Source organism: Bradyrhizobium sp. UFLA05-109 (assembly GCF_054185165.1).
The window spans coordinates 84324-107445 of sequence record NZ_JBBIAR010000009.1 but is presented as its reverse complement, the minus strand read 5'-3'; the positions used below and the strand labels follow the sequence as shown (position 1 = coordinate 107445).

Here is a 23122-nt window from a genome sequence, read left to right as displayed (position 1 = left end):
CTCTTTGGAAGGTCGCTGTCAGTTCAATTACCGGAAATGACACGATCCTTTGGCCTTTTATTTTATACTACTAGGTCGTCTCCTTCTTCGTCAAAGCGCCTCGACTCTTTGGCAATCAAGTGGCTCTAACCAGCCTATGGCGGGGGCCGAGAAGGCCCGTGTCGCGATGATGCTCAAGACGTGGATCAAGGAAGGGCATCTGGAAGTCTATAAGAATGACGCTAGCCGCAGGCCCCGGGACTTCATCCGGACAACCTAGGCAGGCGCTCCACTTGCTCCACCCACGGTGGAGCGCAGGTTGTTTTAGTGTGGCACTTCACTGCTCCACCACCCCCTATAGGGTGGTGGAGCGGTGGAGCATGTAAAATAAGGGTGGAGCAAAGGCAGGGTGGGGCTAGGCCGGCGGTCGCGCCCCAGAACGCGCTACGGCGGCCTGTGGTGCGTTCGGTGGTTGGCCGGTGTTTGGTGGGACGCGCTTCGGAATAACGCGCCGCAGCCCGTGGCTAGCGCTCCCGGCCAGGCATGAGACGCTTTATCTTTTTGACGTTCGCTCTGATAGCGGCGTACCGTTCACGGTTACCGTCGAGCGTCTCCGTCTCGATGGCATGAAAAGCGGCGCGTTTACTTTTCGCAAAGCGCTCTACCGCCTGAAAGGTATCACTCTCGCGCGTGTGGCCGGCCACAATCATGACCCTAAGCTTCTTGTAGCCGTCCAAAAACTTTAGACCACGCAAGACACCGGGAAGGTTGTCGCCACCACTGTTCACACCGACGGCATAACCTCGTCGGGGCATCTGAAACACACCTCGAACCTCGCCCTTGGCTTTGGTGTATCCGAGGGGCTTGGCGGTGAGTTCGCGGATAGTGCTTGTCTTGCCAGTGTTGGACGGTCCAGTCACGCAAATGATGGTGAGAGCCATAATCGTTCGGGTCCAAATGAATGACGCCTCGGCGTACGGCGGCCGCGCCGCCAAAGCAATGGCTCAAACGGGGTGGCGAATGGGTACCTATTTTTTCCGAGACTGGGGCGGTGGTCTTGCCCCTAGAATGCGCGCAGGGGTCACACCCTCAGCGAAAACGCCACTAGCCGAGGATATTTGCAGAGTAGCTTTTGGCGCCATTCGAGGCGCTTCACGAACCGTCTAAACAACGACCAATAAGGATCATTCCTGTTTTCGCGCAAATCAGTCCAAAACTCATCTACCTCCCAGCAAAGTATCGCATAGTGTCCGAACGAATAGTTCGCTACACGCGGCTTTAGTGTCCCAGAATTCATAGCCATAGCGATGTCGTCGAGCAAAGCCACGAACTCGTACCGATCGCCGTACGGGATCGATGACAGCTTTAATCGCGCTTGAGCCTCAGCTGCCGAATCGGGTTCGGCTTCGTTGTATTGGTCGAGCGCTGCGAATATAGGATCGAAATCGTCGTTTTCCCGAAACTTCTCGCGGAGACTAATATACATCTCCATGCGCTTTCGTTTGTTCTCGCGGTGATATTCGAAAAGGAATTTTCCCGCTGCGAGAATTGCAGCTAAGATTGCTACATTGTCCTTATCCTTAAGAATGGACCACAGCGACTGAAGGTTCATTGGCAGCCCCACGAACTTTCTGTGCGTGCCAACCTAAAGGCGAAACACTTCGGCTGGCAATAGGTAATCCACTTCAGGAAGAGTGGTACCCATCCTTACCCCAGGGGCCCTTGTGTCCCTGACGACGCGAGAATCAGCACCGGCCCATGGGAAAATTTACATATCCCCAAAATGGGAAAACCTAGCTGGGATCGTCGTCAAACCATCCATTTATCATTGCCAAGAAAATAAGCGCATGAACAGGCCACGGCCCATCATCCCATTTGCTGCCATGAATCCAAATCGCGTCCGGTGCGCCAGCATTTCCGTGGAGGGACTTCGCTATACCGGCCGCAAAGCGCAACGCGGTTTCGAAATCGTCAAAGCCGGACGGCGTCAGATACCAATTTGATTCAACGTCTGTATCCACTGAAACGGTGAAGCGCTGCATTCTTCATCGTAGCAAATCGAAGACGATCAAATTCCTTGGGTATTCCGTGGTCACAGCGACAAAAGCTGGCCTCTACTGCCTGCTGCTTGGCGTCCCGGAAATCGTGTCATCGTAAACGCGCGGATGGAAGCAACTCGACGATTCGAGAGGGTCAATCCGGCGCAAAGGCTAAGCTGGTCTTTCGGCAACCACGTTACAGGACAGACCCATTTTGGTGAGAGCGACGCCGATTTGCAGAAGCGCCTAGCGATTGAGTCCACTGCTGAGTTGTTGCCGGTATATGATTTTTTGTTGACCTGCGATCGGTTGGGCCTGTCTACTCCAATCCTGCAGCTACCTCCGGACCCCACATTGACTCCGGATTGGCTAATTGGCGCAGGGGATCCGTTAAATGGTGAGAAAACAGATGAAGATGAATTGATTCAGTAGCGGCGCCACTGAACGACAGCGGCTAACCGGAATAAGTATTAAGCCTTCCATGCTTCACACCCCGCATATACCCGTGCGGGACCTGTGCTTCCATCTCGCGCTCTAGATACTCATTCGCAATCAACAGTGCCTTGACAGCTTCGCGCGCGTCACCGCCGCAAGCCGCGATTGCCAGCCGCTTCCAAAGCCAGCGCATCCAATTGCAGCTTAGGGGCGGCAGCTTCGTGCACGGGGAAAACCAATAGGCGGAGCTGGCTAATGTTCTCATTATGTTCTAGACGAGTCAAGAGTTTAGCGCGTAAGAGATTGCCGCCGCACCCATAGTTCGACTTCAGGGTTTAGGGTCTATCGAACGCGGACAGAGAGACAATGGTCGAAGATGAGACCAGCCAAACGATAAGGGCGACACTTGAGGCTCTAATAGTTGCCTTCGAAAAGGACACGCGTGATGCGATTGCTATATCAGAAAGCCGGATTGGCGTTGATCATACCGGGAGACAAGACATAGCGCTCTTCATATTTGCGAAGTTGATCGCACACTGTATGTCGATGAGGTTGCTCTTGCGTGATCATCAGCGAGTGTTGAAAACGGGTGGCTTGCTCGACCATTTCTCTCTGGCTACTCTAGGCAGAGCCGCGCTCGATGCCGCCGTGATGACTATGTATATTTCCGATACTAGCATCAACCGTGAGCAGTGGGATTTGAGGCGACAAATCCTGCGTCTCCACGAACTGTTCAATCGCAGCAGATTTCTCACAGCAGCGGGCGCAGAAAGTCAAACCCCGAGACTGGCCTTTTTCGATACGTACGAGGAACGAAAAGTCACGCTACGAGCGCGCATTAACGGTCTCGCGAAAGGGGTGGGCTACTCTCAGGAAAAGATCGAAGCGATCCTAAAAGGTCAAAACGTTTTCATTGATGGAGTTAGAGGAGCGGCGCGAGAGGCGGGTTGGGATGTGGATGCATTTGATTTCCATCAGACGTACCTATCGAATTGGGTGCACTCGCATCCGGTGAGTTTCCTGCGCTCTGCCGCGCAAGGCATATCCTTCTCGCATCCATCGGATTATCAGCTCAATTTCTGTGGCACCGTTCTGGAGATAACGATGCCGTATCTATTGAAGGCTAGCGCTCGAATGCTCGTCTTTACGGGTTCAAAGGACTTAGACCCCATCGGTCAACTCGATTGAAGAGGCCTAGATGATTCAGGATCGCCTTTATAAGCCGCCAAAAGACGAGTTGATCTACCACTACTGCGGCGCGGACGCCTTTACGAACATTGTTCGATCCCGGACAATGTGGCACACAGCTTACTCCGCGCTCAACGACACCCAAGAGCGGAAATGGGGCTTTACTCAGTTTCAGGATGCCGCCGACAAACTGAGGAAGGTTTGTGGCGCTGACTTTGTAGATCGTATCACCGCCATGGTGCGGCTGACCCAAGATCATTCGGTAGCGATGATATCTAGTTATTCGCTCAATGGTGATCTTCTAAGTCAATGGCGCGCCTATACGGACGATGGGCGAGGCTTCGCGATTGGCTTTTCTCCTAAAGAGATGGAGTGGCCTGCAAAGCCGCTGAGAGTGCTCTACGACAGAGCGGCGCAGAGAAACGAGCTAACCAACAACATCAAGCACGTCTTTGAAGTAGAAAAGCGGTTCGGCTTTAGATACGACGAACGCTTCGAACAGCACTGGTTCAATTTCGGGCTGGATTTGTGTGCTTACAAGCATCCATCGTTTGCGGAGGAAATGGAGATTCGCAACGTTCACGTTTCGGCTGTGGCGCTCGATGAGAACGAAAGGCGGAAAATGATCCCGATGGGAGGGATCGACGACAACGGCGTGAGGCGTGCGAGTCCGCAGCCGATCGTTTATCGCGTTCGCAATGGTGTGCAGGTTCCCTACGTCGTATTGGATATGACGGATGGAGGTAGGAACGCGCCGATCAAAAAGATTGTACTTGGTCCGAAAAATCCCGACAGCGAGGCAAACGTCGAGATGTTTCTGTCTGGCCTGGGTTGGGATGGTATCAAGGTCAGCCGATCCGACGCGCCCTACGTTTGAATGGGTCGATTGATGCCTGTGGTCCGTGTTCCCAAGGGGTTTGCCGGATAGCGTTGGGTTATCTGGGGCGAAAGAAGATAGGAATTGCTCCCGACAAAGACGCACGCATTCTTAGCAAGGAATCTTCTGTCCAGTATTTTTTCGACGCATCGAATGCTCAGACTGTCTCTACCACCGGGAAACGACGGCTTCAGATCGGCTTTTCCAAAAAAATATGCCTCGCACATGCGGCGTGTCCACCAAGCATGAAGATCGGCTGCCTGTAGGGGCAAAGCAGTCTTGTCGTCACGGAAAACCGGTGGTCGACTAAGGAAGGGTTTTAAGTCCTCGCGAGAGACAGAAACGAAGAGCTCCCATCCCGCCAGTATCCTGTTCATCTGATCTGGCTGGCTATCAAATACAAATTCAATAGGCTCTTTCTCGCCGGAAGTAACTGCGCAACTGGCGATGGAAGTGACTATACCGAAGAGCATCAGACAGTAAGGATGTTCTAGGAAACGGGTACTACTATCTAAATTGCCGACAAACACAGATTGATAAACGTCATGCGGCGCCGCTGTACTGACGCCGAACAGCGCGTGATTCTCAACAATCGAGAACAGCAACGCGACACGCTCATTTCTTCTTGATTCACTCCAGAATTCGAATTCGCCGGTTAATGCGTTGGCTTCTTTCATCTTGAAATAGGCGATCGGCGGCCGCATACCTAGTGCGTTCTGCCAATCTTTGCAGAACACGTCGCCTCAAGGATATCGAGGCTATCGACGTCGCGGACGTGCTTTCGATCTACTACGAGGATCGACGCGAGACACAGGCCAACAAAGCTAAGTTTGACGAAAGGATTGCCCGCCTCAACAAATGGTGGGGCGGCAAAGTGCTTTCTGACGTCAATGGTGCGAACTGCCGGGCTTACACGAAATGGCGTGGCAACAACGGAGGGTCGCGCCGCGATCTAGAAGACCTTCGCGCCGCTATCAACCAGCGCGGCTTCTCACGCTTCGCCTTTTGGTCAACCAACGAGAGTGAACTAGTTGGAAACCCGTTCGCTGGAGCAGCTAGTGCTGGCGAAGTTGGAGCGGAAAGCTCAGGCTGTGCGTGCGCAGGCTGCGGCGGGTGCCCGTCTGGCTTCACCACGAGTTCATCATTGCGTCCAAGCCATACTCTTGCCGGCATGAAGGAATCCTTCAAAAACGCTGTTCAAATGCGCGTTTCACACGCCCCGAGGCAGGCAATCGCAGTCATCGATAGCAGGCATCGTCTATGTAGAGCAAGCTGCGAGCGGGATCAGGCAAGCCGCTTCCTGAGCGAAAAACGACTTAGAGAACGAGAGTCATTTCAAAAGTTGGGCGACTTTATACCGTTATCGGCGAACTCACCACAAAGCGCTATCAGCTGACGCGGTGCGCACTGTGACCTATCTTGATCTGCAGCCGAAGGAGCGTCCGGGTATAGATCGGCTTTGTACGATCGAGGGAGCCTCGGGGCGCACCGGTTTCAGCAGGCTAGCGAGCGGCGATCTAGATCGAGTTTGCGGCCGAGGCTCTGGATGCGGGTCGGTAGGAAACGCTTGACGCGGCAATGCTGAACGCGGCTTTCGTGGTAGTGTCCGATGGACAGCGATGATGATCCGCATTAGTTCGCGCTTGCGGGCGGTGTATCCGGGCGCCTACAGGATTGCTCTCGCAGATCGGACAAACAGTGGTCGCGAGCACTTGAGGAGGTATGGCGTCGGAGCCGCCCCGCTCAACTCTTTGCGGCCAACGGTGGTTGGACAATCAGGAGGGACGAAGCGACACCCAAAAGCGCTCCCAGCGACAAGCATCCGTCCGGATCAGGAAATCGCGAACTGCGGGGTATCTTCCGGCCAGCTGACTCGGCGTGGGTATAAGTGTTTCGGTGCCGTAATCTAGCTGCATAAGTTCCACATAGAGCTCCCTATAGCGGTCAATTGATATCGCGGTACGCTCGGGATTGAAGAAGTTTGCCGGTTCTGCCTCGACAGGCACGAAGCCCAGCAGAAGAGAGGTTCTCACCTTCTGCGGATCATCGGAAGCAGGCCGTGTATACGCGATTGCCCGTTCCGGATCGTCAATAAAGATCGTGCCTAAGACGCGATGCAGCAGATGTATTCTCATAGCACAATTTTGCATGCGTTCTTTCCGATGGTGACCATCGAGTAGCATGCGAGGCCGGCTTTCGACCTCAACCAGAATTCTGCGGGCGCCCATCTCCCGCGTGAACTTGGCGAACAGTTGCTTCATCCTCCGCGTAGATAGTCTTCCGCGGTCGGCCGCGCGGATAGCAATGTATGGGACGTATATCGACTGTGGGATCATAGGGTTTAGCCGAACCAAACCAGCCCCGATGACGTGTTGCCCAAGAACAAGCAGGAAATAGCGCGCGATGCGAGGTTTGTGAAAGAGCTCGTTGAGTCTATCGTCCGCTTCTAAGTCCGTTAAAGTGAATTCCTCCTTGAGGATTGATATTGCGCAGCGATAGTCAACCGCTGCCTCGACCAATACCAGGGCGTCGGAGCCTCGATCGTGACTGACGGCGAGCGCGTTCGGCGCGTCGCCCATTTGCAGTTGGAAATTTGCCAGTGCTGATTCTTCGGTGGCCATGAGTTCCAATGAATGATTGAGATCGAGCGAAATCTGCGCCTCCCCGATGTCCTCCGCTTGTGCACGGACTCTCGCAACCACGAATTTCCGGGTCATAGATGCTCGGCGCCTCGCGGCGGAAGCCGTGAATATGACGTTTCGAGACGCGGCAACCAGCAGGCATCACAGAGCGGGCGGCCCATCAGCGATGAGCCCAAAGCCCCGGGTGGCTGGGAGAATCGGTGAGGCTGGTCATGACAAAGCAAACAGCATGCCGAAGGGAAATCGCCGCTTCTAACTAGCATGGGTTCAGACATGTTTGAGGCTGAACCTTGCGCCCGCTGCCATCCGTCGGAAATGTCTCGAAGCTAACAAACGAAGTGGCGCGTCGATCGTCACGGCGCTGGCGCGATCCAATGTTTAATCTGCGGACTAGCTACGCGGCGGAACAAATTCCGCTCGGAGCGACCTGAGAAGCGGCCGGCCGCTCTTTCGTTTCTCTGCTTCGCTATTGTCGTAAAGGCAAAGGCGCGCGTACCAATGCTATAAGAATCTCAGGTGCCTTATGATGGGGCAGACCGCGATGCGAGCAACAGCCTCCCGTCGGCGAACAGCGCCAAAACCCGTCCTTCGTTCCATGCAAATAGCTCGAACTTGGTGCCTTCCACGATCTCGCTTGATGTGAGAGTGCCCGCGCAACCGAACACGTGAACGACGTCTGCGTAGTTCGAGCCAAGCTTGACAACGCTTAGCTGGGAGCTTCTGACGCGACAATGCCCACTCGGCAATGAGCGAGTGTCAACGGACTTATGATCCGCATCCAGGTCATCAGGGGCGGCCGGATCGGCGAGGATCTCGCTCGACGGAGCGCTGGCCTGTGCGGGTCGAGGCCCACTCGCTATCCGGCCTGGCTCCGAGAATAGCCATGCGGAGACCGCAATCACGGTGATCGGAATTATCTGCCGGTTGATGGGATAGCCTGTCATTGTGAGCAATTGGCCATGAATTCGTTACGTCCAGTACAGAGCTTCTTTCCAATAACTAAGAACAACATGTTTTCGCCTTGTGTTGCTAGTCTCTCCGAGAAATGGGACGCGACTATGAGCCGAACACGACACGAAGCGGTCTCAAAATGCTCGGTCCGGTATCAGGCTGCGTGGCCCCGATTAAGACAGAGCGGGGCGAACGCGACGCCGTTCATGGCGGCGCCGGGTCCGCCCCTACATCACCGCGACGGCTCGGCGATGTTGTTGTGCACAGAAGCAAGCTCTGTGCCGAACCGAAAAGCCGGGCGCTTGTGCAGGTCCGGCGAGCTTGAAATTGGTCGAAAGTCCCAACAGGAGCATCCAAGCAAACAGGCCCGCGCTTAGCGCATTTGTCTGTACGACACCTGCTTCGGCAAATTGCGGTATCTCAGTCAGCCATTCCAATTCCACCTGTCGCTCGCCCTGTCATGATTTGCGTCGTGAGGCATCGCTGTTCGACCGACAGTGCAAGCACACTGTGCTTTTCGCTCATCTCGCCGATCTGCAAGTTGCGAAGTCGCGAGCAACCGACAAGCCCTCTACTTCCATATGAGCTACCAAGCCGGCAGAAAGGTGTGGACCCACACCATCCGGCTTCGATCCCTCGCGCGAAACAAAGATGTGTCCCTCGCCGAAGACGCTCGGGACCAAGGTCCCGCTGCACCGCGTCGGCGTTGACCCGGGCTTCTCCCTCGGTGCGCCTTTTAAAGCAAACTCAAGGACTGTCGTCGCTCTAGCGTCCCGCCCAAGGCGGGACGCTATGTTTGCGCGCCTGCAACTGCCTCCCTTGCGGTTTAGCGCTGAGAGCGTTCAGGGTGAATCGAGTGGTCCTTCTGAAGTACCCGTCGGATCGAACCCGGAGCTTCAGCGAAGCCGAACGGGATCAGATATCTCGGCGTAACGGCTGTTGGTCTCGCTGATCGCCGAGTATCCGCAGGCTGATTATTCTTGATGGACGAGATGGTGCTCAGACGCGAACCTGTGGGGGATAACTGACTAACCGAGCTTCTTGCAGTCATCACACCGTGGTTTTCCTGTATCCTCCGGCTTTCTGTGCCATTGTTTGATCTGCTTGCCGGCGGGACAATTATCGTGGTCGTCGAGATGGACATTTCGATGGGCGGGAGAATATTCCTGCGAGTCGGTATGATAGGCAGGTATCTTCATTTGATTTCCTGAAATATTCGTTGATTGAAAGCATCTGTTGGTTGCAACTAAAAATTGAATTTGCAGTCGCGCATCAAGTCTTACCAGAATCGATCGCGCATAAATCCGGCGATTGGGCTCCAAGGCAACGCACATTTGTCCAGAACCGATCGGCGATGCCACGTGGAGCTTTATGAAACCGGTAGACGTCGTAGTGAGCAACGTACAGCTGATTGCCACACTATGGTTGGCGATTCTTTAGTCGAATTGGGCCACCGGGCGAAGCACTGTCGCGTCATGCGACGCGTGAGGTTTGATGCTCCACATAGCTGGCCGAATCCAGGCGGACGAGAGATGATCTCATCGCATGCGACCACAGCCTCAAGCTATCTTCCAGTATCTCATAGTCAGCGTGTAGTCGTGGGTCTCGCCCTGGCATTCGATCGACTTGCCAACGAGGTCCTCCAAGGCGGGATCATGAAGTGGATTCCCGCCTTCTCGTCGCAAAACATAGGAGCCTTCGGCCGTTTCCAGTCGAATGGCGTTGCGCTCGCTCTTCGAACCGGCCGCAAAGGGGCCTTTTGTGACCTTGCCGACGAACTGGCGCACCGCGATCAGCGACTCCTTATCTTGTTGACCGAGACCAACTTTCCATCAACCTCCTTGCCTATGTAGGCAACGATGTCGACGATGCCGGGGTCCTCCGCTGCGGCAGCTTTGCTGCGCTTGGCTCTGACCGAGAATATCACATGAAATGCGGTGGGGAGGTGTTCCCGATCCAGCAACCTGCGCGGCATCTTCGGACTGTTGCGATGACGTATCTGGAAGGAAAGAACTGCACCTGGTTTACCGCCTTCAGATTCGACGCTGTTTCGCAACGTGGCGAGGATGGTGCCTCTTGGCTGCCTTTTGAAGCGCTCCGGGAATGGCTCTTTTTGTGACAGATCCGTTCCCTCCCGAAACAACATCCGCCGCCGGTCCTTCCGCTCGGAACGTACTGTAAGAGCGGAATCTGCATTCCTCATCGTCGCGACACCCTTGGTAGGCGCGAGCGCCGTGATGGAAGGATCGCCATAGAGGTTGAATTGCGCAAGTGTCTTCAGGTCCGAAGGATCAAGTGGCGATGCCTTACGAACAAAGTTCTGGCGCGCTTCCAGCGCGGCCCGTCCTAGCGACGCTCCGTGCGAGACGCCTTGAAGAAAGTATTGGCAGATGTAGTCGGCCTGCCCGTTGCCGGAAGCGGGTCCGTAGGCGATCGTGGTGCTAGCGAAGAACCCATAACCCTTGTTGGCGAGATAGACGTTGCAGAGCCCGATTTGTTTCTGGGTAGCCGACAACCCATATAACTCGCCACCGTAGCAGCATTCCGCGGCGAGAATAGTTCCTTCCTTGAGCTTTCCGTCGACATATGCTGCATCGAGAGCCGGTGGGTAGACCTCCTGCCCGCTCCTCGGCTGGCCGTAGAACTGTGGACTCCGGGGTGCTCCATGGCAATTAAAAAACTGCAGACGCCCGGCCAGCTGAGCGTTGCTCCATTGGTAGGTATTCGCAGGAACATCCTCAACTGTGGCAGGCGTGCCGAAGATGTTGCCGGCAGATTCAAAGGTTGACTTCTCCCAGATCTGCGCACTGACTGCGAAGTAGCTCTTCAGGGTTTCGATATCTGTCGCAGCGTATCCAGCTGCCGTCTCGAGCAGGCCCACCAAGTAGCTTGGATCACCTTCGCCCGTCACGTCGGGTATCCTTCCGACTACCCGCGTCGGACCGATGAAGTCTTTGATTTTTTGGCTGTAGGGTGCCTCACACGCGTAGGGGAGGTCGCCATATGCGAATTTGTCAACGTCTTCCGACTTCGGATCGTACAAGGGATTGAGGAGATCCTGATGCGGAACAACATCGGTCGAACCGAGTATCGCTAGATAGTCAGGAGTCAGTGCGCGATAAATTCCATCGATGGCCCCCTTGTTCTGCTTGGGATCGCTTGCCTTCGTAACCGGCTTGACTTTGAGCCGCTTCATTTGGGGCGCGTCGTCTAGTGCGATAAGCAGGGTGTTCAGTCCCTTGGCTTTGTCCGCTGCGATAACCGTGTCCACCGCCGCGACGATCTTCGTATAGGCCGGTCCGTACTTCTTCTTCATGGCAAAAACGTTGGTGATGATCGCTTTATCGCAAGTCGCAGACATAATGACCCCCTCAGGTTGAAGAACTTTGAGTAGACCGCCGCCGTTATTCAACGTGGAATCGAGCGGCTGATTGCGCGCTTTGGAAATCGATAGATCCGCTATTGCGAGTTCGGACAATTCTGCGCGCCACACTCCGCGGAATCCGGCACCCCTATGATTTGAGGCGAAGGCGCGTGAGCTCGCGCTCGTCTAACGCCACACAGCGTACGCAGGACTTAGGAGATTGCAATCATTAATAGTGTTGCGCCGCAGCGCAACTGAAACGGCTTTGTTTAGCGAGCTTCCGGATCACCTTGGCGTCGCTCAAACGCCGCTGGCAGGCCAATGCCGACGACGACGTGATGAAATCCGTCGAAAGAGAGTGCATAACCGTGGAATTCAGGCGTGAACGCAGAAGCGGCTGCAGCAATCGATCTCGGTACATTGCTATTGTGCGTGACAAGCCTACCGCGCCGCTTTCGGACATTCACTCCGCGTAACCTCGGCTACCAAGCCGATAGTTAGTCGACCTTTGCCCGGCTCGAGTCGTCGATCAATGATGTGAGTTCGCGAGTCTCATTCTGGGGTGGAAGAGCCCGAACTATACCAGCACCGCCCTCAAGCGTGGCACCTTGCATCCGTGCTCACGAGGCTCGGTACGACGAACTCTCAGATTGTCGCCACAACGCACAGTCCACACTTCGTGTCAGGGGATGGCTTTGAGAAGGTTCGCACGATTCGCAATAATCTAATCGAGAAACGCTCGAAGGTTGCCCTGATGTCGTATGCCGATCTCTCCAAGGCAATCGCCGGCGCGACAGTGAACCGCCAAAGAAGCCCTCCGGGACACTTGCAAAAATCCATCAGTCACTTCAACCCGCGCTTAACGAGATATTCATTTACTCACGCCTGGTGCTGGTCGAGAGACTACAGGACAACGGATACTTGTCCGCAACTCTTCATCTATTGGGGCAATGGGATGCGTTTAGACGGGCCGGGTGTCTTTTGTTCCGGTCAACGGAAAGAGTGAACTCCTCCAACCCGTGGCGATCGCGAAGTGCATGGGCATCCCGCCTGTGTGATGTTTGATTCCGACGCGGACAAACCAGACAAAGGAGGAAGTCGGACGAAGCACGAAAAGGGCAACAAGGCTTTGCTCGCCTTCCTTGGGGCTTGCGCTGGCACGGCTACGCGGCGCGGCCTGCTCTCGGACTCCTCGTTCTTGTCGTGCGTCGCGGCAACCTGCGGTGGGCCGTGGGCGCCCCGGGACGGAAACGGCTGTCCACCTGAACCAGCGTTTCTCGAGCTGTATATGCATTAATCGATAGAAGTTGCTCAAAGATCTCGAGGCCGGTCTGCCTTGTCTTCAATGAATTATTCGCACATACCTTCGTTCTGGCGCTGGTCATTTCAATTGAATTTACCGGCTAATGCTCTGGCTTCATCACGGGCAAGAGATCATCTTCTTGCAGATAAGTGGGCGAAGTTTAAAGCCAGCTATCTCTTCGTTGCAGCCGACGCGGCAATGACGAGCTAGAAGCCTCTCGAAAGGGGCATCCATCTCGGCAAGCTATTGAAATCGCAGCAAAGCGACCGCAATCCGCCAAACGCGATAAGCCGTTGACGCGAAACGGTTTCACGATCCTCCTATTCCCACATTGTTACCCGCAGCGTCTCGCGACCGAGCATCGCTCTCGTGGTCGTGTTTCTTTGAAACAATGCTCCGCCACGGCAAACGGCTGTTTGGTAACGAGAGGGCAGTGGTATAGCCCCGAGTAGGAATCGGCGGGCTAACACCCTCATTAACGAGTGCCCCGCTCTCAGCTAGCCCCGTGCGAACCGGTAAAGCCGAAACGACGCGCCAGGTGAATTGTGCCACTACCTGTGATCGCGCTCTTGACGAATGCATCAAGGAGCGCGATTCATGTCCTTTGTGAAGTGAAACACAAATCACTCCGGCTTGATGTCGTATCTTTCGTGAGACCTAATGGCACCTAGGGCATCGTGCGATGACGCTGAGCGCTCAGGACGGGGACGCCACCGACCACAGACAAAAATTCCTTGTGAAACGCTTGCGGATTCTCCAGACGCGCCAAGAGCTGGAGCAGCTCGGCGGCGAAATCGATGCTTGGGCCAGCAAGCGGCATAAGGCCGATCAGGTTCGACAGTACTTTTCGCAGCTAACTACGCTCACTGGCGTTCTCGACAACGCACTGTTGCGGCTGAAGCCAGAGCTCGATGCCCTCGCGACGGCGGCCCTCATCACCTCGATTTCGAAGGTCTACGATCAGTGCCGTACATACGACAAACGCATCGTTTGGATCAGGCGATTGTGGAAGTACTTCCGCGAGAAGTTCGACCAGCGCGACACGGCCTACGCCGATACCCTCCTTGCAGCAGATGAGATCGTCTGGAGCTGCTATTCGGAAACTTTTGCGCGCGCGAAGCGAAACCCCCGGGGGACGGTGCCGCTGACCTATATCGAGCCGCAATATTCCCCAAACGCGATTCCGCGCGCGGAGCCGCCTACCGATCTGAAATCCGATGTGGACGCCGATTTTATTTCCAAGTGTTTGGCTCAGTTGCCTCTGCCGCTGATCGGACTGCCGACGGTCTGCCTGACGGAGCCATGGTGGCTTGCATTTCTCGCTCATGAGATCGGGCACCACGTGCAATACGACATCCTCCCCGGGGCCGACCTGGTCCCGACCTTCGGCTCAGTTCTCGCGGCTGCAGTCACCGGATCGGACGAGGCGCCGGAGGCGTTGGTCCGGCCGGAAGCTGCGCGCTGGAGTGCGTGGGGACGCGAAGTGTTCGCGGACGCGTTTTCGGTTCTGCAGATTGGCCAGGCTGCTGTTTGGGCCATGACCGAACTTGAAACCGCCTCGGCAGGATCGATGCTCAAACCCAAGACCTTGTATCCTGCGCCCGCGGTGAGGCTGGCCTTGCTGGCCGGGTTGGCCGACGATCTTGGCCTCAAGGACGGGAATGCGCTGCGTTGGGTGGACCCGCGCGGGCTCACGACAGACGTCCACGAAGGCGACGAAAGATTGCGAGCCGAGGCGGCGGCCGAATTGGACCGAATCCCCGTCATCCTCAAGGCAGTCCTCGAGAAACCTCTGGCACCCCTGCCGTCGCTGCCGAAGCTTTGCGCGTGGGAGACGGTGAAGTTCCTCGAACAAACCAAATATTGGTCGGTGGAGTTGCTTAAGTCTCAGCCGCAGCCGGAGAAAGACGTTCGGGCCGCACGCTATATCCTCAGCGGAGCCTTGCGCGCCTGGCAACAGATATCCGTCATCGAATGCGACAAAAAGCGCGACGAGCAGCAACATAAGCTCAAAATTAATATTCTCCCGACTCTACGCAACAGCCGGGAGGAGGGCACTCGGTCGGGCGACGAGCCCGCGGCCACGAATGTAGAGGCGTTGGGGAAGCAATTGACCGATCTGCTCGACCAGATCCCGGAATGATCGATCGCGTGCGGGGAGCACAAATGCTGGCGACGGTGAGATTTGACATCACGATCGACTCCAACTGGGAGCAGACGATCACGTGCTCGCCCCTATCAAACGCCGCAGGACGCGGCTCGATCGATCTCAAATGGGAGACAGTGACGCGCAACTTCAAGCGCTATACTGTGAATATTGCGGGCGATCCGCGCACCTTTCCCGGCCCACCCGACGCCGAACTTGCCACGATCGACGGGCCTCACAAGGACTGGTGCGAGGGACGCGATCTCGCCGCGCTCGCCGACACGGAAACTGCGATCGGGGACCGCTTGCCGACCGACAAGCGCGAGACTTTCGGCCGCTATCTCTATGCCGTCCTGCTCGGCGATACCGTGTGGCAGCGGATGCTGGAGACGGCGATCGCAGCAGGCGTGCGCTTGATCGAACTCTCGATCTGCTCGACCGGCGCGGACCCACGGTTTCAGGAATTGAACTGGGAAATGTTGCATGGTCGGCATCGTTTTTTGGCCGCCGGCGCGCAATGCGATGGAACGCCGCACCGGCTGAGCGTCGCGATCACCCGCAGGGTTGCAAGCGCGGCCGAGATGCCGGCACCCATGAAATTTCCGCCTCGGTTGCTGTTTGTGGTCGGCGCGAGCTTAACCGATAAGGACATCAAGCCGGGCGCGGAAGTGCTGGGCTTACTCGAGCAATTTGAACGCGACGGGACGCGCGTCCAGTCCCGTGTGCTCCAGCGGCAAAGTCCCTCAGCGATCCAACAGGCCGTCGCGAGCTTCCGTCCCGATGTGGTACATTTCATATGCCACGGGGATATCGACACACGGACCGGCGGATTTTTGCGCCTTGAGCAAGATCCGCCCAGCGCCAACAATCGGTACTTCGCGGGCGACATCCTTGAGATGCTGCGGGTGCCGGCACGTGGTAACGAAGCCGCATGGCTTCCGCGGGTTGTCGTTCTTAGTGCTTGTTTTGCGGCGGGCGGCACTTCGGCCGTTATGGGAGCGCCCGCGGTGATGCCGCTCGCCGTTCAGCTCGTCGCCGGCGGCTTGCCGATCGTGATCGCCATGACGGGCCGCGTTTCGGACGTAGGGTGCCGTCTTTTTACGCGCCGTCTCGGAGAAATGTTGCTGAAGGAGGGAGACGGCTTGATCGCTGCGACGGCGGAAGCGCGGCGAGCATCCTTTCAAATGATCGCGGGGAATAAGCTGTCCGCTACGCTCGACTGGGCATCTCCCGCGGTGTTCCTGTCGTCGAAGATAGACCATGACTACGTCGCCATCACCCCCGAGGCGCGTGCCAGGGGCGAGCGGATTCGCACGCGAATCAAGATCTACGGCGTGCGGAAAAATCCAATCTTCTGCGCCCGATATGAATTCGCGGACGCATATGACGAGCTCCTGCGGAGTGACGATCGTCCCGTTCTCGCGGCCTATGTCGAGTCCGCGGAATCGGGGCTTGGACGGACCCGTTTGCTACAGGAGCTTGCCGCGCGCGCGATACGAGATGGGCATGTGCCGTGTTTGATCGCGTCCGAGATCCCCGGCTGGACACCACCGAAAAACCTGGCGCAGTTCGCAGCGCAGCTGATGGGGGCGATCGACACCGCTCGCGCGGCATTCAACCTTGATCCGGTGTCGGAAGCGAACAGTGAATTGTTGAAGCTGTTGCTGAAGAAGCATGGTTCGCCGGAGCTGGACGAGTATCGCAACGGTGATCTGATCGTCGGCAAGGTCCTTGAACTGTCTCAGTCGTTTAAGGACGAGCTGGTCGGCGTCACTGACCTGAAAGGGACGTTGAGAAATGACCTACGGCAGCTGCTGCACAAAATCCGGGGCGCACCGGGTGGAGCGGACGCCAATAGCCGCGCCTTGATTCTTCTCGATCAAGTCGAGCGCTACGACAATGCCCTACCGCCGCTCCTGCATGAGATGCTCGACGACTTCGGCCTTGGTACCAGCGACGAGGTTGTGCCGGTCGTGCTGGTCGCCTCGTTGAAGACGCCCGCCGATCAGTTCCTGTGGCCGTGGCTGGAACAAGGCAAGCCCTGGCTCATGAAGATCGTGTTGTCGCGGTTCAAGGAGGACGGCGAGGATATGCTCGCCTATCAGCGTGTGCTGCTGCATCCTCAGAACTCGCCCGGAGCCAACCGTATCCTTCCCATGGCGTTCAATGACGATGCCGACGAGGAGGTCAAAGTGGGCTTTTGCAGGGAGTTCAGAGCTGAGCTGCGAGGAATGCCAAATCAACTCAAGCAGCTCCGGCTTCTCGGCAGACTGGCCCTTGCGGGAAAATTCCTGAAGGAGGCCGACGACGAAATGCGCTTGCAGCAGGAGCGCGCCGGAGTGGCCCCATGGTAGCAACAACCGGCGCTACGGCGATAATACCCTCCGCTTCGTCAGCAACAACACCGGTTACGTTGTTTGCCGAGCAGCGTGCTGCGTTGATCAAGTCGTTCGATCCTCGCGCGCTCGCCTGGCTTGCCCTGCTGCCGACCTGGACCGAGCACCTCGCTCTCGCTTGCCATTTTCCCGTCGGCAGCGAAAACCTCGAGGAATTGCTGGTTCGCATGGAAATGGCTGGGTTGTGCAGCCGCAGTGATCCTCCAGAACCGCTTGACGACTCACCGGACGTTCCGCCGCGACGGGCATCCATAGTCCAGGAAAGATATTTTTGGATGCCGGCGGCAGACAGGACCGAGCACGTCGGCCGGTTGATGCGCGATCCGGGGGCCACTTTTTTGCGCGGAGAGGCTTGGAAGGCCGCTGAATCGATCAACGCAGCCGGTCGGGAAGTTTTCGTGCCTAAAACCGTCCGCGAATGGTCGGAGCTGGTAGAACGGGATCGAAGTTCCGGGAGTGCGGCCGCGTGGTTGACCGAGAAAGCTCGCGAACTGATCAAAGAGGGCGCGACCGGTGAGGCGCTCGACTTGCTCACGACAGGCAAGGAGCTAGCGTCGATACTGGGGGGCACCCTCGAAGGCACCGTCGCGCGCGGAAATCGCTGGGTCGAGCTTGTCTATCGAAGGAAGCAGGACGAGCGCTTGCTCAAGGATTTTGTTGAGCGCACGGAGGAGATCAAGGAAGTCGAAAAACTGCTTCTGCCGTCTGCCGAGCATTGGGCTTTGCATTTCGTGGGGCCGGGCGGAGTCGGCAAGAGCATGCTGGTGCGCTACATCACCTCGCGACTGGCGTCGCAACGTAAGATCGCGGTCGCGCGCATCGATTTCGATCACCTCAGCCCCGAGTATCCGCTGCGCAGGCCGGGACAGCTCCTCTCCGCCCTCGCCGACGAATTGCAGTCGTTCAGCTTATCTACGCGCCAGGACAAACTGGCGGAGGAGTTTCAGCAGCGCGTTCTGCAGCTGCACGAGGCCATCAGCGGTCCTGCCGGTGCGGTGAAGGGCAGCGCCGACCCGGTGTCCACCACCGAGCTGAAGCCCGAAGCCGATCCGCTCGTCAGCACTCGCCGTGCGGAATTTCAAGATGCACTTGATACGTTCTGTGACCTGCTCTTGCCGTTGCCGGCACCCGTGTTGCTGATCCTCGATACCTGCGAGGAGCTGGCGAAGCTCACCCCGTCAGGCGCAATGCTGCCAAGCCTAATGGCGGCGTTCGACATGCTGGAATATGTGCACAAAAAGGTGCCCTCGGTACGCGTAATCTTCGCGGGTCGACGCCTGCTTGCGCTCTCGGGAGAGGAGCAACCGAACGGTACGGCCGGCTGGTACGTTGACGAGGCGGCGACAGCGGCGAAGGGCCATTTGCCAAAATGCAAAAGCTACCTCCGCATCCATCAGTTGCGCGGCTTCGATCGAGAGGATTCCGAAACTCTTCTACACCGCAAAAGCGGGCGCGAGCTCGATGACGCCATGAAGAAGGCCGTTTTGGCGCGGAGCCGCGAGCCGAGTGCGGCGATCCCGATCCTGCGTGTCACGCCGGAGGCGCCCGATCTTGCGGACGAACGTTACAATCCGTTCGATCTGGCGCTGTACGGAGACTGGTTGGGAGAAAGCCCGCAACTGACCGCTGCGGAGATAAGTAGCGGAATTGCGGATCCCTATGTTGAGCTGCGGATTGTCAAGCGCATCAAACATGCAATCGTCCGTGCGGTCCTTCCCGCCGCAATACTTCTGCGCCGGTTCGACAAGGACATGCTGCAGTCGGCCATGCCCTTGGAAGGCAATACGGATGAAGTCTTTCGCGAGCTGGGAGACATGGAGTGGATCAACTATCAAAGTGACCAGGCGCTGGGCACAGCATTCCTGGAGATTGATCGCAATTTCTACCAGCGCGTCTGGCAATATTTCGACACCTATCCCCGACGCGAGGAGATCGACAGGTCCAGGACGCAGCTTCGCGCCGGTCTTGCGCGGCAAGTCCGTGAAAGAGCGCTTCGCGAGCTCGGCGTAGACCACATCGATGCCACGTTGCGCCTGCTGCCGGCCGAGGAGGCGGCGGTGTTGTGGGACAACATCGAGCGTCGCGTACCCTCGGAGGCGGATTGGTCGTGGGCTCGCTCAGTGACAGAACGAGTGCTGGGAGAGGATGGGGCGGCCGCCCCCAGCGAAACCGCTGGCGGCAAGGTATCGCCCCTGCGTGCCGCGGTGCGGGCAACGCACACAGCGGCCATGATTCAGAACGATCTCGGATTTGATGCGCGCGAGGCGTGGAAGGAGGTTGAGGATACTGTTGATTCTCATCCTGTTCCGGGCATCAAGGCGTGGCTACGACAGCGGGCCAAGCTAGGGCGGGTCACGGCCCAGTTCTTTGCCATCGCTGCCGGTTTTTTGCCGGCGGTCGGCACGGCGGGCGTGGCTTTAAATCCTTCCGATGTGGAGGTGTGCCGCCGCAGCTTTGCCGAAGCAGTGGAAGAGCTGAGATTGTTGAAGGCCTTTGAGGACGGTGAGCAAGGCAGCTCGTTGGCTCCGGATCAGATGGCCCAGTTGCGTGGTTGCTTCGCTGCAGCCTGGGAGCACGTCCTGGACGTGTTAGAAGTTGCAAAGGCCTGCAGCCAACCAGGGTTCGACATACCAAGTCTAAACCCACAGATCGACACAGCTGCAATTCCTTTAGCATACCGAATGATCCTTGACGGCAGGGCAGCTATGCTCGCAGGCCGCGATCGCCGCATGGATCTTTTCCACGAAGCGCTCGATGAGGCGTTGGATCCATGGAAGCGACCAGTTCCGTGGGCGGACTGGCGCGCTCCGTCGTCGCTGCGCGACCGAATCCGGCTTGAAGTGCTCCGTTGCCTGCCCATCTCGGAGGTCTTGCGGCGCTACAGCTCCGAAATGGCGCAGTGGCTGGCAGAGGCCGGGACGCTCGAGCAACTTAGATCGATCGATTCCGAGCGGCTGGTTTCCATCATTATCGGCATTCAGTCGACCGGGAGACCGCTAGATTGGGGCGAAATTGTAGATCTCGCGAACACCGACGAGTATCGGCAGGACCGACGAGCGACCGCGTTTGCCCATTGTGAAACGCGGCCCCTGTTCGTCGCGCTGGCCCGGGCCATCACCAGCATTGGGGACGCAGAGAGTGCGTTTGAGATTCTCGAGGCCCACCTTGCCGACGCCAGCGAGACCGGCAACGACGGGCCGACGGTCCGGCTAGCGCAACGGGAGATAGCTCGCACCATTCGGCGGATGCGTCTTTACGGACGCTCATCTGATCTGCTGCATCGCCTCGTGATCTCCAGCGACCCCGACGATGTCTCGGCAGCGTGGCAAGTATTCGTGACTGCCGGCGGCTCACGGGAGTTACGCCCGGCCGAACCGATCCCCGAGTCGCCGACGCTCGTGCATGCTGCATGGCAATGTCTGGTTTCAGCCAGTCAGGAGACCGTCGCGGGCTATCGCGAGCGCCTCTACACGGCACTGGACCAAAGCCCGCCCAAGATGACGAGCTTGCTCCAGCTCGACGTGGCGGAAGCGCATCTGTTGGACGTCCCATCGTCGGCCGCCGAGAGACTGGTATTCCGACGGCCGGAAAGAGACGTCCGTTTGGCGGAGGCGGAAGGCCTGTTGCGCTCGCTGGTGAGAATGCTTGTGCTATCCGGGCCGATCGGCGCAATCGATTTCGCGGAACTTGGAAGCGATCAGCCTCTACTCGCGGCCGAGGTCGCTGTGGAAGAGGCCGAGCTGCTCGCGCTCCGTCTGCCGCAGCGGGCCAAAATGCTGTTCGATTTTGCCTATGAGCGGTTCAAGCTGATCGGTCATGCACCAGGCGCTTTAGTTGCCGCGATCGGCGGTGTGATTGCGGCCGTCCGCGCTGGCGAGAAGGACAAGGCAATTGCGGATCTTGAGAATAAGGTCCGACCGACGTATCAGGACTTTGCTCCCACCGCGTCATTGCCCAGTTGGGAATCGATTGTGAGCTGGTCGGAAGCGATTGCCAAGAAGACCGATGCTCCCGAGAGGATGCCGTCGCACCCGGACTGGGCCGATTGGCTGAACCGTCTCATTCGTGCGCGCACCGCCGTCACTGCTGGGATGTCTCCGGACGCAGAGGCGGCGACGCACAGTTGGATCGCCCAGCGCTATTCCGAGCCGTGGCCGCCGGAGCTCGATCTGCCACACCCGACGCGGCGACTGACCTGGAGCCGTATCACGTCCGTTGCGTTCGACGTCGCTGTGGTCGTCACGTCGCTGGCAACCTTAGTCGGCATCATCGCCGGGCTCGTGTATCTGGCGAACCTTGGCATCACGAAAGCGAGTGCGGGCGACGGTCTAGGTGCCGTCTGGCCGCTCGTTCTAGCTATGCTAATTTTCGGCGCGCTGTGCGCCGGGGTCGCTCAGGTCGTGTTGGAATCTCTTCGAGATTCTTGGTCGTCCGTCCGCTTGCGTGTCAAGGCTCGTTCGCAAAAGCGAACAAGCTCGCGCTCTCGCAACGGTGCAACCAGTTCGATCAATTGGCTCTTGTCGAAAAGGACGTTAAGGCAGGCGTCGCCGTGGTTGCGTTTCAGGATGACTCCATCGTCGCGTGACGACAGCGATCAGCCACCGTCATTCCTGTTTGCGCTGGATGTCGGGCTGCCGTTCCGTTGGGAGCCGGCCGTTCAACTTGAAGCAGACGGCGTGGCGCCTTCCGCGCGTGCGTATGGTGAGCTCGTCGAAGTGTTGCCGCCGGTGATCGTTAAGGAACTAGCCGGGCTGCTACCGAGATCTCGGCGGCGTCCATTGCGGGTCGCATTGGACATCCCGCCAGCGCTCTCAGATTTACCCTGGGAGGCAGTGCTGGCGGTCGGTATTCAACTGCGCTCCGAAAAGCCGCTGACGCGTGCGGACCTCCTTGCAAAACTACAGCCATGGAGGTGCGGAGACGCTCTACCTGGGGCTCAACAAGGCAGGGCGGCAGACTCGGCCAGGATTACCGAGGTCAGGGTCGTCTCTCGCGGTTGGGATAGGATCGGCGAGACAGGATGGAGCAAACTAGACCTACCCGTGGTAACAGGTCCCACGATGCCGTCGGGTCGGCGCGAAGCCGACTACCTGCTGCATGTCATCGGCAGCGTCGTCGAAAGCTTGAGCGGACGACGGCTGAAAACGGAATCTTCGCGCCGGGCTGGGAAACCTTCAGGATTCTCCGACCCGACCGACGCACCGACCCTGGTCATCGTGCAGGGCGAGCCCGACGACTCGATGTGGCAGGACAATGAGACGCCGCTGCAGAGGCTCGACACAGAGCGCGAGCGCGCGGCGGCATTGCGATCCTACGGGGCCGACCTATTCGCCGCGGGCGCATGGGCCGTCATCGTGCTGCCGGGCCTGCCACCCAAGCTTGCGACGAAGCTTGTCGAGATCATCGCCGAGGAAATGCGCAAAGACGCAGTACGGACCATCAAGGCTCCGACTGACGACATTGTCGAACCGGATACGGTTGACCAGGAGAAGGGGGAGGCCAATAGGCGCACAAGCTCCACGCCCGAGATTGCGGTCCTCACGACAAACCGGGACGCTGTCTTTCGGGCTGTGACTTACGTGCGAAAGGCGATCGAATCATGGACGGTGCCCGATTGGGCGAAGGAAGCGCGGGCGGAGCTCGCGTTGGATGTCTGCTTGTTCGCCCGTTACACATCGACAGTGCTTGGCAAAACGCCCCGGGTTGCCAGCAAAGCGCCTCGGACAAAATTAGAAGCATGAAGATGGCGGCGGACCGCTGCTCGCGTCGGTATTTCGTATCGCTGCAGCCGAGCATCAAAAG

15 protein-coding genes are annotated in these 23122 nt (G+C 57.6%); 7 read left to right on the top strand and 8 right to left on the bottom strand.

The annotated features are described in order from the left end of the window. Window positions 1-503: 503 nt before the first annotated feature. The 3 genes from Q3C01_RS08685 to Q3C01_RS08675 form a co-directional block, all read right to left on the bottom strand. Entirely contained in the window at window positions 504-920 is a 417-nt protein-coding gene (locus Q3C01_RS08685) for a P-loop NTPase family protein (protein WP_458144906.1), read from the bottom strand. A gap of 140 nt (window positions 921-1060) precedes the next feature. Then, window positions 1061-1591 (bottom strand): hypothetical protein, encoded by a 531-nt coding sequence (locus tag Q3C01_RS08680; protein WP_458144905.1) that lies wholly within the window; start codon window positions 1589-1591, stop codon window positions 1061-1063. Window positions 1592-1772: 181 nt separating this feature from the next. After that, a complete protein-coding gene (locus Q3C01_RS08675; RefSeq protein ID WP_458144904.1) occupies window positions 1773-2021 on the bottom strand; it encodes a hypothetical protein in 249 nt (82 codons plus the stop codon). A 798-nt stretch (window positions 2022-2819) separates the two neighbouring features. On the opposite strand from Q3C01_RS08675, the gene Q3C01_RS08670 reads away from it, so the two are divergent. Together Q3C01_RS08670 and Q3C01_RS08665 are read left to right on the top strand one after the other, a co-directional pair. After that, window positions 2820-3641: a hypothetical protein gene (locus Q3C01_RS08670; protein WP_458144903.1), complete on the top strand. Its 822-nt coding sequence runs from the start codon at window positions 2820-2822 to the stop codon at window positions 3639-3641. A gap of 10 nt (window positions 3642-3651) precedes the next feature. After that, entirely contained in the window at window positions 3652-4518 is an 867-nt protein-coding gene (locus Q3C01_RS08665) for a DUF2971 domain-containing protein (protein ID WP_458144902.1), read from the top strand. On the opposite strand, the gene Q3C01_RS08660 is transcribed toward Q3C01_RS08665, so the two are convergent. After that, entirely contained in the window at window positions 4509-5255 is a 747-nt protein-coding gene (locus tag Q3C01_RS08660; RefSeq protein ID WP_458144901.1) for a hypothetical protein, read from the bottom strand. The two genes, Q3C01_RS08665 and Q3C01_RS08660, sit on opposite strands and share 10 nt — an antisense overlap. Before the next feature lie 38 nt (window positions 5256-5293). On the opposite strand from Q3C01_RS08660, the gene Q3C01_RS08655 reads away from it, so the two are divergent. After that, on the top strand, window positions 5294-5914 hold the full coding sequence (locus Q3C01_RS08655; RefSeq protein ID WP_458144900.1) for a hypothetical protein: 621 nt from the start codon (window positions 5294-5296) through the stop codon (window positions 5912-5914). Between the two features lie 379 nt (window positions 5915-6293). Here Q3C01_RS08655 and Q3C01_RS08650 read toward each other — a convergent pair whose 3' ends face one another. The 4 genes from Q3C01_RS08650 to Q3C01_RS08635 form a co-directional block, all read right to left on the bottom strand. Continuing rightward, complete coding sequence (locus Q3C01_RS08650) at window positions 6294-7235, bottom strand: hypothetical protein (protein ID WP_458144899.1); 942 nt, start codon at window positions 7233-7235, stop codon at window positions 6294-6296. 1904 nt (window positions 7236-9139) lie between these two features. After that, on the bottom strand, window positions 9140-9472 hold the full coding sequence (locus Q3C01_RS08645) for a hypothetical protein (RefSeq protein ID WP_458144898.1): 333 nt from the start codon (window positions 9470-9472) through the stop codon (window positions 9140-9142). A gap of 198 nt (window positions 9473-9670) precedes the next feature. Further along, entirely contained in the window at window positions 9671-9898 is a 228-nt protein-coding gene (locus Q3C01_RS08640; RefSeq protein WP_458144897.1) for a hypothetical protein, read from the bottom strand. Between the two features lie 5 nt (window positions 9899-9903). Beyond that, window positions 9904-11589 (bottom strand): hypothetical protein, encoded by a 1686-nt coding sequence (locus Q3C01_RS08635; protein ID WP_458144896.1) that lies wholly within the window; start codon window positions 11587-11589, stop codon window positions 9904-9906. 448 nt (window positions 11590-12037) lie between these two features. Between Q3C01_RS08635 and Q3C01_RS08630 the strand changes: the two genes are divergently transcribed. From Q3C01_RS08630 to Q3C01_RS08615, 4 genes are all read left to right on the top strand, one after another. Beyond that, complete coding sequence (locus tag Q3C01_RS08630; RefSeq protein ID WP_458144895.1) at window positions 12038-12481, top strand: AAA family ATPase; 444 nt, start codon at window positions 12038-12040, stop codon at window positions 12479-12481. A gap of 979 nt (window positions 12482-13460) precedes the next feature. Then, window positions 13461-14921 (top strand): M48 family metalloprotease, encoded by a 1461-nt coding sequence (locus tag Q3C01_RS08625; RefSeq protein ID WP_458144894.1) that lies wholly within the window; start codon window positions 13461-13463, stop codon window positions 14919-14921. Beyond that, window positions 14918-17278, top strand: coding sequence for a CHAT domain-containing protein (locus tag Q3C01_RS08620; RefSeq protein ID WP_458144893.1), 2361 nt, complete (start codon window positions 14918-14920; stop codon window positions 17276-17278). The genes Q3C01_RS08625 and Q3C01_RS08620 overlap by 4 nt, the downstream gene beginning before the upstream one ends. After that, entirely contained in the window at window positions 17272-23061 is a 5790-nt protein-coding gene (locus Q3C01_RS08615; protein WP_458144892.1) for an ATP-binding protein, read from the top strand. The genes Q3C01_RS08620 and Q3C01_RS08615 overlap by 7 nt, the downstream gene beginning before the upstream one ends. Window positions 23062-23122 lie beyond the last annotated feature (61 nt).